General features: G+C 72.1%; 1 protein-coding gene (running past one end of the window). It reads left to right on the forward strand.

Features of this window, described 5'->3' with window-relative positions; genetic code table 11:
• The first annotated feature begins 141 nt into the window (after positions 1 to 141).
• Positions 142 to 14,389, forward strand: partial view of a type I polyketide synthase gene (locus ACFY0I_RS33360; protein WP_388902762.1) — the 5' end (the start) only. Its footprint extends 20,387 nt past the window's final position; 14,248 of the gene's 34,635 nt are visible here — the first part of the coding sequence; the start codon lies at positions 142 to 144; its stop codon lies beyond the right edge, outside the window.

A 14,389-nucleotide genomic window follows, 5' to 3' on the forward strand; every position in this document is an offset into this window, starting at 1 on the left:
GCACACGCATATTCATCGCGCATTCCGCAGTGTCCCCGCATAGGGGCCCCTAGGGGCCTGTTAGGGGTTTCTGCGGCACCTTTCACGTGCCAGGGTCATAACCGGTCTTAGGTTTCTCTGCACGGAGTGATGGAGCGCGCGATGTTGAACGAATCCCAGGATTTCGCAGCCGAAATCGACGGCGCCCCCGAGGCCGGCGGAACCCAGGACGTCAGCAGCGGCGACAGCCCCGAAGGGTGGCGCGAGCGCCTCGCCGGCCTGACCGAGGGCGAACAGCACACCGCCCTGCTCGACTGGGTCTCCTCCCTGGTGATCGCCGCGCTCCGCGACAACGCACCCACCGCGCTCGACGCCCACCGCTCCTTCCTGGACCTCGGCTTCGACTCCCTCGCCGCCGTCGACCTGCACGCCCGGCTCGTCGCCGGCACCGGCCTGCGGCTGCCCGTCACCCTCGCCTTCGACCACCCCACCCCCGCCCACCTCGCCCGCCGGATCCACGCCCTGCTCCTGGGCCTGACCAGCCCCGCCGAGACCCCCGTCGCCGCGGCCGTCAGCAGCGACGAGCCCATCGCCATCGTCGGCATCGGCTGCCGGTTCCCGGGCGACGTGCATTCCCCCGAAGCGCTCTGGGACCTCGTCGCCGCCGGCACCGACGCCATTTCCGAATTCCCCACCGGACGCGGCTGGAACCTCGACTCGCTCTACGACCCGGACCCCGACAGCTCCGGCACCACGTATGCCCGCGAAGGTGGATTCCTCCACGACGCCGACCAATTCGACGCCGCATTCTTCGGAATCTCCCCCCGCGAAGCCACGGCAATGGACCCGCAGCAACGCCTGCTCCTCGAAACCTCCTGGGAGGCCTTCGACCGGGCCGGCGTCGACCCCGCCCAACTCCGCGGCGCACAGGTCGGCGTCTTCGTCGGCGCCGAAACCCAGGAATACGGCCCCCGACTGGAGGACGCCGCCGACGGGTTCGAGGGCTACCTCCTCACCGGCAACGCCGCGAGCGTCGCCTCCGGCCGCATCGCCTACACCTTCGGCTTCGAAGGCCCCACCGTCACCGTCGACACCGCCTGCTCCTCCTCCCTGGCCGCCCTGCACCTCGCCGTCCAGGCGCTGCGCACCGGCGAATGCACGATCGCCCTCGCCGGCGGCGTCGCCGTCATGGCGAGCCCCGGCTCGTTCGTCTCCTTCAGCCGCCAGCGCGGCCTCGCCCCCGACGGCCGCTGCAAGCCCTTCGCCGCAGCCGCCGACGGCACGGCATGGGGCGAGGGCGCCGGCATGCTCCTCGTGGAACGGCTCTCCGACGCACGCGCCAACGGCCACCGCGTCCTGGCCGTCGTCCGCGGCACCGCCATCAACCAGGACGGCGCCTCCAACGGCCTGACCGCGCCCAGCGGCCCCGCGCAGCAGCGCGTCATCCGCCAGGCACTCGCCAACGCCCGGCTGTCCGCCGCCGAAGTCGACGTCGTGGAAGCGCACGGCACCGGCACCACGCTGGGCGACCCGATCGAAGCGCAGGCACTGCTGGCCACGTACGGCCAGGACCGCCCGGCGGACCGGCCGCTGTGGCTCGGCTCACTGAAGTCGAACATCGGCCACACCCAGGCCGCCGCAGGCGTCGCCGGCGTCATCAAGATGGTCATGGCGATGCGGCACGGCGTGCTGCCCCAAACCCTCCACGTCGACGAGCCCACCCCGCACGTCGACTGGGAGGCCGGAGCCGTCTCCCTGCTGACCCGGTCCGTCGACTGGCCCACCTCCGACGCCCCCCGCCGCGCGGGCGTCTCCTCCTTCGGCATGAGCGGCACCAACGCGCACGCCATCATCGAGGAGCCGCCGGCCGAGGACCGCGAGGACGCGGCGGAAGCGGCGGGGGACCACCACCCGGAGGACCACGCGACGCACGACGCGACGGACAACGCGACGGACAACGCGACGGACGACGCGACGGACGACGCGACGGACGGTTCGGGACGCCGGTCGGTCGACGCTCCCGCCGGCCCGCTGCCCTGGACCCTGTCGGCCAAGACCCCCGAATCCCTGCGCGCCGCCGCCCACCGCCTCGGCGACTGGCTCGACACCCGCCCCGAGGCCGACCCCCTCGACATCGGCCACTCCCTCGCCGCCACCCGCGGCCGCTTCGAACAGCGCGCCGTCATCCTCGGCGACGACCGCGACGCCCTCGTGCGCGGCCTGCGGGCCCTCGCCGACGCCACCGACGCACCCCACGTCGTCCACGCCGAACCCGCCTCGGGACGCCTCGCCGTCCTGTTCACCGGCCAGGGCAGCCAGCGCCTGGACATGGGCCGCGAACTGTACGAGACCTACCCTGTGTTCGCCGACGCCCTCGACGACACCTGCTGGTTCCTCGACGAGCAACTCGAACTCCCGCTGCTCGACGTCCTCTTCGCCGAGGCCGGCACCCCCGAAGCCGCCCTCCTGCACCAGACCGGCTACACCCAGCCCGCCCTCTTCGCGATCGAGGTGGCCCTGTACCGCCTGGTCGAATCGTGGGGCGTGAAACCCGACTTCGTGGCCGGCCACTCCGTCGGCGAGATCGCCGCCGCCCACGTCGCGGGCGTGTTCTCCCTCGAAGACGCCTGCGCCCTGGTCGCGGCCCGCGGCCGCCTCATGCAGGCGCTGCCCCCGGGCGGCGTGATGATCGCGGTCCAGGCCTCCGAGGACGAGGTCCTGCCCCTGCTGACGGACGGCGTCAGCATCGCCGCCGTCAACGGCCCGCAGGCGGTCGTGATCGCCGGTGACGAGGACGCCGCCGTCGCGGTCGTGGAATCCCTCGTCGGCCGCAAGAGCAAGCGACTCACCGTCAGCCACGCCTTCCACTCCCCGCACATGGACGGCATGCTCGACGAGTTCCGCCGCATCGCACAGGTCCTCGACTACGCCCAGCCCACCCTCCCCGTCGTCTCCCTCCTCACCGGTACCACGGCCACCGCCACCGAACTCGCCGACCCCGAGCACTGGGTCCGCCACGTCCGCGAAGCCGTCCGCTTCCTCGACGGCGTTCGCACCCTCCAGGCCCGCGGCGCCGACTCATTCCTGGAACTCGGCCCCGACCCCGTCCTCACGGCCCTCGCCCAGGACTGCCTGGTCACCGACCCGCAGGCCCCCGCGCACCCCGTCTTCGCCGCCGCACTGCGCGCCGGCCGCGCCGAGCCGGCCACCCTGCTCGACGCCGTCGCCCGCATGTTCGTCCGGGGCGCCGCCACCGACTGGAGCGCCTTCTACGCCGGTACGGGCGCCCGCCGCGTGGAACTGCCGACGTACGCCTTCCAGCGACAGCGCTACTGGATGGACGCCCGCACCCCCGCCGCCGAACCGGCCACGACGTCCGCGCACCGGACCGACCCGGCCGACAGCGCGTTCTGGGACGCGGTCGAGCTCCAGGACGTGGCCGCGCTCGCCGCGACCCTCGAACTGGACGCGGCCGGCGAGCAGCCGCTGAGCGACGTCGTCCCGGCCCTGTCGGCCTGGCGCCGCCGCGTACGCACCCGCTCCACGGTGGACGGCTGGCGCTACCGGGACGTCTGGAAGCCGCTGACGGATGCCGGATCCGGTGCGGATGTGCGGTTGTCGGGTGTGTGGCTGGTGGTGGTTCCCGCGGCTGGTGTCGATGACGCGGCTGTGGCGGGTGCGCTGGTCGGGCGTGGGGCCGCGGTGCGCCGGCTCGTGGTCGAGCCGGGTACCGACCGGGAGTCCTTGGCCGGTCTGCTGTCGGGCGTCGGGTCCGTGGCCGGTGTGGTGTCGCTGTTGGCGCTGGACGAGTCTGCTGGTGTCGTCGCGTCGTCCGCTTTGGTGCAGGCGTTGGGTGATGCCGGGGTGGGGGCGCCGTTGTGGTGCCTGACGCGTGGTGCGGTGAGTGTGGGCCGCTCCGACGTTCTGGTGTCGGCGGTTCAGGCGCAGGTGTGGGGTTTGGGTCGGGTCGCGGCGTTGGAGGTGCCCGAGCGTTGGGGTGGTCTGGTGGACCTTCCCGAGGTGTGGGACGAGCGGGCGATGGCGCGCCTGGCCGGCGTACTGGCCGGGGGAGCCGCCGGCGAGGACCAGCTCGCGATTCGCGCCTCCGGGGTCTTCGGCCGTCGCCTCGTGCGGGCGGTACGTACCGAGGGTTCCGCGTCCTGGACGCCGTCCGGGACGGTTTTGGTGACCGGTGGTACGGGTGCGCTGGGTGGTCGGGTGGCGCGTTGGCTGGCCGGGGCGGGTGCCGGGCGTCTGGTGTTGACGAGCCGTCGGGGCGTGGATGCTCCTGGGGCTGTTGAGCTGGTTGCTGAGTTGTCGGGGTTGGGTGTGGAGGTTTCGGTGGTGGCGTGTGACGCCGCCGACCGGGACGCGTTGCGTGCGCTGCTGGCCGCGGAGGCCGACACGCTCACCGCGGTTGTCCACACGGCCGGGATTCTCGATGACGGGGTGTTGGACGCTCTGACGTCGGAGCGGTTCGAGTCGGTGCTGCGGGCCAAGGCGGACTCCGCGCTCAACCTGCACGAGCTGACCGTCGAGTTGGGCATCGAGCTTTCTGCCTTTGTGTTGTTCTCCTCGATGAGCGGCACCATCGGTGCGGCCGGTCAAGCCAACTACGCCGCCGCCAACGCCTACCTGGACGCCCTCGCCGAGCAGCGTCGGGCGGCCGGTCTGGCCGCGACGTCGATCGCGTGGGGCCCGTGGGCCGATGGCGGTATGGCCGCCGACGAGGCGATGGACGCCCGCATGCGCCGCGAGGGCGTTCCGCCGATGGCACCTGATGTAGCAATTGCCGCACTGGCTCAGGCAGTTGCAGCGGGTGAGGCCGCTCTGACCGTCGCGGACATCGACTGGGACCGCTTCGCGGCCGTCGTGGCCGCGGTCCGGCCCAGCCCGTTGGTCCTCGACCTCCTCACCTCCGTGTCGGCGGGCGAAGCCGCGATCACCGGCCACGGCACCGTGGTGACGGGCGCCGACGTCGCGGGAGCCACCTTCGCGAAGCTCGCCGAACTGCCCCGGGCCGAGCAGGACCGGGAACTGCTCGCGCTGGTCCGTACCCTGGTCGCCGCCGTACTCGGGCACGACGGCGCCGACGCCGTCGGCGCCGAACGCGCCTTCAAGGAACTCGGGTTCGACTCGCTGACCGCCGTCGACCTGCGCAACCGCATGGGCGCGGCCACCGGGCTGAAGCTGCCCACCACCCTCGTCTACGACTACCCCACCTCGTCCGCCCTCGCCGCCCACCTGCGGGGCGAACTCGTGGCCGGCGGTGCGACGGCCACGGACTCCGCGCTGCCGACGACCGCGACCACCACGCCGACCGACGACGATCCGATCGCGATCGTCGCGATGAGCTGCCGCTTCCCCGGCGGCGTACGGACCCCCGAAGACCTCTGGCAGCTACTCGCGCAGGGTACGGACGCGGTCGCCGGGTTCCCGGCCGACCGCGGCTGGAACCTCGACGCCCTCTACGACGCCGACCCGAGCACGCAGGGCACCTCGTACGCCCGCGAAGGCGGATTCCTCTACGACGTCGCCGACTTCGACGCCGACTTCTTCGGCATCTCGCCGCGCGAGGCCCTCGCCATGGACCCGCAGCAGCGCCTGCTGCTGGAAACCTCCTGGGAGGCCTTCGAGCGCGCCGGCATCGACCCCGCCCTGCTCAAGGGCAGCCGGGCGGGTGTTTTCGTCGGCACCAACGGACAGGACTACCTGTCCCTCGTCGCGGGCGAGGCCGACGGCCTCGAAGGACACGTCGGTACGGGCAACGCCGCGAGCGTCGTCTCCGGCCGTCTCTCGTACGTGTTCGGGCTCGAAGGCCCGGCCATCACGGTCGACACCGCCTGCTCCTCGTCGCTCGTCGCCCTGCACCTCGCGGTGCAGGCCCTCCGGCAGGGCGAGTGCTCCATGGCGCTCGCCGGTGGTGTGACCGTGATGTCCACCCCCGATGCCTTCATCGACTTCAGTCGTCAGCGGGGCCTTGCGGCGGACGGTCGGATCAAGGCGTTCGCCGCCGGTGCGGATGGCACGGGTTGGGGCGAGGGTGTCGGCATGCTGCTCGTGGAGCGGTTGTCGGATGCGCGGCGCAATGGGCATCCGGTGTTGGCGGTGGTGCGTGGGTCGGCGATCAATCAGGACGGTGCGAGCAATGGTTTGACGGCGCCGAACGGTCCGTCGCAGCAGCGGGTGATTCGGCAGGCGCTGGCCAGTGCGGGTTTGTCGGCGGCCGAGGTGGACGCGGTGGAGGCGCACGGGACGGGTACCCGGTTGGGGGATCCGATCGAGGCGCAGGCGCTGTTGGCGACGTACGGGCAGGAGCGGGCCGAGGGACAGCCGTTGCTGTTGGGTTCGGTGAAGTCGAACATCGGGCACACGCAGGCGGCTGCGGGTGTGGCCGGTGTGATCAAGATGGTCATGGCGATGCGGCACGGGGTGCTGCCCCGCACCCTGCACGTGGACGCGCCGACCCCGCACGTCGATTGGACGGCGGGCGATGTCGAGATCCTGACCGAGTCGGTGCGGTGGCCCGAGACCGGCCGCCCGCGCCGCGCCGGCGTCTCCTCCTTCGGTCTGAGCGGCACCAACGCCCACACCATCATCGAAGAGGCCCCGCTCCCGGCCGAGGTCGCGGACGCCGAGCAGCACACCGGTGGCGCCGCCCCGGTCCTGCCGTACGTCGTCACCGGCAAGAACCCCGCCGGGCTGCGCGCCCAGGCGGAGCAGCTCGCCTCGTGGCTGGCCGACAACCCGCAGGCCGACGTCCTGGACACCGCGTACTCGCTCGCCGTCGAGCGGTCGAAGTTCGAGACGCGGGCCGTCCTGATCGGGGGCTCCGAGGACCGCGAAGCGCTGACGGCCGGCCTGCGCGGGCTCGCCACGGGCGAGCAGGTGCCGGGCCTCGTCCAGGGCACGGTGTCGGGAGGCGGACTGGCCTTCCTGTTCACGGGCCAGGGCAGTCAGCGCCTCGGGATGGGGCGCGAACTGTACGCCGCACAGCCGGTGTTCGCCGACGCGTTGGACGCGGTGTGCGCACGCTTCGACGCCCAGCTCGATGCGCCCTTGCAGGGCGTCCTGTTCGGGTCGGACGCGGCTCTGCTGGACGAGACGCGGTTCACGCAGCCGGCGTTGTTCGCGGTCGAGGTGGCGTTGTTCCGGCTGGTGGAGTCGTGGGGTGTGCGGCCGGACTTCGTGTCGGGGCATTCGATCGGTGAGATCGCCGCCGCGCATGTGGCGGGTGTGTTGTCGCTGGACGATGCGTGTGTGTTGGTGGCGGCGCGTGGTCGTCTGATGCAGGCGCTGCCGGCCGGTGGCGTGATGATCGCGGTGCAGGCGTCGGAGGACGAGGTCCTGCCGCTGCTGACGGATCGGGTGAGCATCGCCGCCGTCAACGGCCCGCAGTCGGTGGTGATCGCCGGTGATGAGGATGCCGCCGTCGCGGTGGTGGAGTCCCTCGGTGACCGGAAGAGCAAGCGGCTCGCGGTCAGTCACGCGTTCCACTCGCCGCACATGGATGCCATGCTCGAGGACTTCCGCCATGTGGTGGAGGGGTTGTCGTTCGCGTCGCCGCGCATCCCGATCGTGTCGAACCTGACCGGCGCCCTCGTCGTCGACGGTGAGATGGGCTCGGCGGAGTTCTGGGTGCGGCACGTCCGGGAAGCCGTGCGCTTCCTCGACGGAGTGCGGGCCCTTGAGGCCGCCGGTGTCGCCATGTACGTCGAGATCGGCCCCGACGGCGTACTGTCCGCCCTGGCCCAGGACTGCCTCGCCGCCGACGCGGACGCCGCCTTCGTACCGGTTCTGCGTGCGGGCCGCGCGGAGTCGGAGTCGGCGCTCACCGCTGTCGCCGAGGCGCACGTGCGGGGTGTGGAGGTGGACTGGTCCGCCTGGTTCGCCGGTACGGGCGCCACCCGGGGCGAGCTGCCCACGTACGCCTTCCAGCGGCAGCGTTTCTGGCCGGAGATGGCCGCGCCGGGTGGCGCTGCCGTACCCGCCCCGGCGATCGACGGGGTGGACGCGCGGTTCTGGGAAGCGGTGGAGCGCGGCGACCTCGCCTCCTTGCTCTCCGAACTGGAGGTGGCCGACGACGCGAGCTTCAGCGATTTCGTCCCCGCGCTGTCGGCCTGGCGGCGGCAGAACCAGGAACAGGCGCGGATCGACGGCTGGCGCTACCGGGAGTCGTGGAAGCCGCTCACGGCGGCGGCGCTGACCTCCGGCGCACCGGGCGGCCAGTGGCTCGTCGTCGTACCCGCCGGGCGCGAGGACGACACCTTGGCGGCGGCCGTGACGGACGCCCTGGCCGGCCGGGGAGCCGAGGTGCGCCGGGTTGTGGTCGACGCCGGCTCGGAGCGGGCCGAGCAGGCCGGTCTGCTGTCGGGTGTCGGGGCTGTGGCGGGTGTGGTGTCGCTGCTGGCTTCGGGTGGGGCGGTGGATGTTGTTGACACCGCTGTTCTGGTGCAGGCGTTGGGTGATGCCGGGGTGCAGGCGCCGTTGTGGTGCCTGACGCGTGGTGCGGTGAGTGTGGGTCGCTCCGATGCGCTGGTGTCGGCGGTTCAGGCGCAGGTGTGGGGTCTGGGCCGGGTAGCGGCGTTGGAGGTGCCCGAGCGTTGGGGTGGTCTGGTGGACCTTCCCGAGGTGTGGGACGAGCGGGCGATGGCGCGCCTGGCCGGCGTACTGGCCGGGGGAGCCGCCGGCGAGGACCAGCTCGCGATTCGCGCCTCCGGGGTCTTCGGCCGTCGCCTCGTGCGGGCGGTACGTACCGAGGGTTCCGCGTCCTGGGCGCCGTCCGGGACGGTTCTGGTGACCGGTGGTACGGGTGCGCTGGGTGGTCGGGTGGCGCGTTGGCTGGCCGGGGCGGGTGCCGGGCGTCTGGTGTTGACCAGTCGTCGGGGCGTGGATGCTCCTGGGGCTGCCGAGCTGGTTGCTGAGTTGTCGGGGTTGGGTGTGGAGGTTTCGGTGGTGGCGTGTGACGCCGCCGACCGGGACGCGCTGCGTGCGCTGCTGGCCGATGAGGCCGACACGCTCACCGCGGTTGTTCACACGGCCGGGATTCTCGATGACGGGGTGTTGGACGCTCTGACGTCGGAGCGGTTCGAGTCGGTGCTGCGGGCCAAGGCGGACTCCGCGCTCAACCTGCACGAGCTGACCGTCGAGCTGAGTATCGAGTTGTCGGCGTTCGTGCTGTTCTCGTCGATGAGCGGCACGGTCGGTGCGGCTGGCCAGGGCAACTACGCGGCTGCGAATGCCTACCTGGACGCGCTTGCCGAGCAGCGTCGGGCGGCCGGGCTGGCCGCGACGTCGATCGCGTGGGGTCCGTGGGCCGACGGTGGCATGGCCGCCGACGAAGCCCTTGAGACCCGGATGCGCCGGGACGGCGTACCGCCCATGGACGCCCCTCGGGCGATCCGCGCCCTCGGGCAGGCCGTCGGTCGCAGGGACGCCGTCGTCACGGTGGCCGATGTCGTCTGGGACCGCTACCTGTCCCAGCACACCGCCGTACGCCGCAGCGAACTGTTCAGCGACCTGAGCGAGGTACGTGCGACCCGCGCGGCGACACGGGCCCGCTCCGAAGCCCACGGGCAGGTCGACGCCCACGCCGGCCGCCCCCTCACCCTGTCCGGCCGCCTCGCCGTACTCGCGCCCGCCGAGCAGGAACGGGAACTGCTCACCCTGGTCCGCACCCACGTCGCCGCCGTACTCGGCCACGGCGGCTCCGAAGCGGTCGGCGCCGAACGCGCCTTCAAAGAACTCGGGTTCGACTCGCTCACCGCGGTCGAACTGCGCAACCGCCTCGGCGCGGCGACGGAGCTGAGGCTGCCCGCCACGCTGATCTACGACTACCCCACGTCCGCCGCCCTGGCCGACCACCTCCGCACCGAGCTCGTGGGCAGCGTCCCCGTCTCCGGCGCGCTCCTGCCCGTCGCCTCGGCCGTCGACGGCGATCCGATCGCGATCGTCGCGATGAGCTGCCGCTTCCCCGGCGGAGTACGGACCCCCGAAGACCTCTGGCAGCTGCTCGCGCAGGGTACGGACGCGGTCGCCGGGTTCCCGGCCGACCGCGGCTGGAACCTGGAGCGGCTCTACAGCCCCGACCCCGACCGGGCCGGTACTTCGTACACGCGTGAGGGCGGTTTCCTCACCGACGCGGCGCACTTCGACGCGGACTTCTTCGGGATCTCCCCGCGTGAGGCCATGGCGATGGACCCGCAGCAGCGCCTGCTGCTGGAGACCTCGTGGGAGGCCTTCGAGCGCGCCGGCATCGACGCCGGGACCCTGCGCGGCAGCCGGGCCGGTGTCTTCATCGGAACGAACGGCCAGGACTACCTGTCCCTCGTCGCCCGCGAACAGGACGGTCTGGAAGGCCATGTCGGCACCGGCAACGCGGGAAGCGTCATGTCCGGCCGCGTCTCCTACGTGTTCGGACTCGAAGGCCCGGCGGTCACGGTCGACACCGCCTGCTCGTCGTCGCTCGTCGCCCTGCACTGGGCCGTGCAGGCGCTGCGGCAGGGGGAGTGCACCCTGGCGCTCGCCGGTGGTGTGACGGTCATGTCGACGCCCGAGAACTTCATCGACTTCAGTCGTCAGCGGGGCCTTGCGGCGGACGGTCGGATCAAGGCGTTCGCCGCCGGTGCGGATGGCACGGGTTGGGGCGAGGGTGTCGGCATGCTGCTCGTGGAGCGGTTGTCGGATGCGCGGCGCAATGGGCATCCGGTGTTGGCGGTGGTGCGTGGGTCGGCGATCAATCAGGATGGTGCGAGCAATGGTTTGACGGCGCCGAACGGTCCGTCGCAGCAGCGGGTGATTCGGCAGGCGCTGGCCAGTGCGGGTTTGTCGGCGGCCGAGGTGGACGCGGTGGAGGCGCACGGGACGGGTACCCGGTTGGGGGATCCGATCGAGGCGCAGGCGCTGTTGGCGACGTACGGGCAGGAGCGGGCCGAGGGGCAGCCGTTGCTGTTGGGTTCGGTGAAGTCGAACATCGGGCACACGCAGGCGGCCGCGGGTGTGGCCGGTGTGATCAAGATGGTCATGGCGATGCGGCACGGGGTGCTGCCCCGCACGCTGCACGTGGACGCGCCGACCCCGCACGTCGATTGGACGGCGGGCGATGTCGAGATCCTGACCGAGTCGGTGCGGTGGCCCGAGACCGGCCGCCCGCGCCGCGCCGGCGTCTCCTCCTTCGGCATCAGTGGCACCAACGCCCACACCATCATCGAGCAGGCGCCGGACTCGGAGCCGTCCGCGAACGCCCGGCCACTGCCCGCCGTACGGCCGGCGCGCGTCGTTCCCTACGTCCTCTCCGGCAAGACCGACGAAGCCCTCCGGGCACAGGCCGCAGCTCTCGTTGCACACCTGGACACCACCCCCCGGGGCGGCGACGCGGACGCGGCGCACACGACCGCGATCGACGTGGCGTTCTCGCTCGCCACCAGCCGCGCGCACCTCGACCACCGAGCAACCGCTCTCCTGACCGTCGGGGAGGACGCGGACCTGCGGACCACCCTCGCGCACCTCGCCGCCGGTGAGTCCTCTCCGCGACTCGCCACGGGTACGGCCCGTGACGGCCGTACCGCCTTCCTGTTCACCGGCCAGGGCAGTCAGCGGCTGGGGATGGGGCGCGAACTGTACGACGCGTTCCCGGTATTCGCCGATGCGCTGGACGCTGTGTTCGCCCGTCTCGACCTTGAAGTGCCGTTGCGGGAGGTGCTGTTCGGGGCGGATGCGGCTCTGTTGGACGAGACGCGGTTCACTCAGCCGGCGTTGTTCGCGGTCGAGGTGGCGTTGTTCCGGCTGGTGGAGTCGTGGGGTGTGCGACCGGACTTCGTGTCGGGGCATTCGATCGGTGAGATCGCCGCCGCGCATGTGGCGGGTGTGCTGTCGCTGGACGATGCGTGTGTGTTGGTGGCGGCGCGTGGTCGGTTGATGCAGGCGCTGCCGGCCGGTGGCGTGATGATCGCGGTGCAGGCGTCGGAGGGCGAGGTCCTGCCGCTGCTGACGGATCGGGTGAGCATCGCGGCCGTCAACGGTCCGCAGTCGGTGGTGATCGCCGGTGATGAGGACGCCGCTGTCGCGGTGGTGGAGTCCCTCGGTGACCGGAAGAGCAAGCGGCTCGCGGTCAGTCACGCGTTCCACTCGCCGCACATGGATGCCATGCTGGAGGACTTCCGCCGGGTGGTGGAGGGGTTGTCGTTCGCGTCGCCGCGCATCCCGATCGTGTCGAACCTGACCGGCGCCCTCGTCGTCGACGGTGAGATGGGCTCGGCCGAGTTCTGGGTGCGGCACGTGCGGGAAGCCGTGCGCTTCCTCGACGGTGTGCGGGCCCTTGAGGCCGCCGGCGTGACGACGTACGTCGAGCTGGGACCGGACGGTGTGCTGTCCGCCCTCGCGCAGGAGTGCGTGACGGACGAGGCCGCTGCCATGGTCGTCCTGCCCGTGCTGCGCAAGGGGCGCGCCGAGGCCGAGAGCGTCGTCAGCGCCCTCGCGCAGGCCCACGTGCACGGTGTGGCCGTCGACTGGTCGGCGTTCTTCGCGGGTACGGGCGCCCGGCGGGTGGACCTCCCGACGTACGCGTTCCAGCGGCAGCGGTTCTGGCCCAGCGCGACGCTGTTCGCGACCGGGGACCCGGAGGCGATCGGCCTCGGCGACGCCGGACACCCGCTGCTGGGCGCGACGGTCGCGCTCGCCGATTCCGAAGGCGCGATCCTGGCGGGTCGGCTGTCGTTGGACACCCACCCGTGGCTTGTCGACCACACCATTCACGGCGGTGTTCTGCTGCCGGGCACGGCCTTCGTCGAGCTGGCGGTTCGTGCCGGTGACCAGGTCGGATGCGATGTGGTCGAGGAGCTGACGCTGGAGGCCCCGCTGGTCCTCCCCGAGCGTGGCGGCGTGCAGCTCCAGCTCGCTGTCGAGGCCCCGATCGCGGGAGGCGGACGTCCGTTCGCCGTGTACTCCAGGCGCCAGGACGGGCCCACGGAGGAACTGTGGACGCGTCACGGCTCCGGTGTGCTGACGGCGGGAGCCAGGGCGGCGGACGCCGCGGAGTTTGCCGACCTGGCGATCTGGCCGCCGGTGGACGCCGTCGCGGTGGACGTGAGCGGGCTCTACGAGGACCTCGCGGAGGGCGGTGTCACCTACGGGCCGCTGTTCCAGGGGTTGAAGGCGGCTTGGCGGCGCGGAAGCGAGCTGTTCACGGAGGTCGTGCTGCCGCAGGACGGGCACCGGGACGCGGCGCGGTTCGGTCTGCACCCGGCTCTGCTCGACGCGGGCCTGCACGCCATCGGCCACGGCGACCCCGGCGCGACGGCGCAGGGCGCGCTGCTGCCCTTCTCGTGGGCCGGAGTTTCGTTGTACGCGGCGGGTGCGTCGTCGCTGCGGATGCGGCTGACGCCGGTTTCCGTGGAGGATCCGCACACGTTGGCGTTGCTGGTCGCGGACGAGTCCGGGCGGGCGGTGGCGGCGGTGGAGTCGTTGACGTTGCGGCCGGCCTCGGCCGAGCAGGTCAGCGCAGCTTCCGGCGGTCATGTCGAGTCCCTGTTCCGCGTCGAATGGGTGCCCGCCCCGATGCAGGGCGCAGCTGTCGGGACAGACGGCCTCCGGTGGGCCGTGATCGGCCAGGACCAGGCCGGGTTGGTGAATACAGGTGCGCAGGTCACCGCGTACACCGATGCCGATGCGCTGGGTACGGCGCTGGACGCGGGCGAACCGGCCCCGGACGCGGTCTTCGTGCTGCCGGGCGTGTTCCCGCACGCCGAGGACACCGTGGGGTCCGTCCATGCGGCGGTGAACGGTGCGCTTGAGGTGGTGCAGGGGTGGTTGGCGGACGACCGGTTCGCGGCTACTCGTCTGGTGTGGGTGACGTCGGGTGCGGTGTCCGTTGGTGCGGGGGAGGGTGTGCGGGATCTGGCGGGTGGCGCGGTGCGTGGCTTGCTGCGGTCGGCGCAGTCGGAGAATCCCGGCCAGCTCGTGATGCTGGACGTGGACGTGGACGTGGACGTGGACGGGGTGTCGACGGTTGGCATCGTCGCCGCGTTGGCGTCCGGGGAGCCGGAGTTGGCGGTCCGGGGCGGTGTGGTGCGTGTGCCGCGCCTGGTGCGCGTGCAGTCCGTGGATGGAGTGGACGAACTGCCGACCGGCTTCGGTGCCGTGTCCGGAACCGTGCTCGTCACCGGTGCCACGGGCGGTCTGGGCCGGTTGTTCGCCCGCCATCTGGTGACCGCGTACGGGGTGCGGCGTCTGCTGCTCACCAGTCGTCGTGGTCCGGCGGCGCAGGGCGCCGATGAACTGGTCGCCGAGCTGGTGGGGTTGGGCGCTGACGTCGAACTCGTCGCCTGCGACATCGCCGACCGCGATGCGCTGGCCGCCGTACTGGCGTCCGTACCGGCCGAGCACCCGCTGACCGCTGTGATGCACACCGCAG

It is taken from the genome of Streptomyces sp. NPDC001568 (assembly GCF_042893755.1).
Classification (GTDB): Bacteria; Actinomycetota; Actinomycetes; order Streptomycetales; family Streptomycetaceae; genus Streptomyces.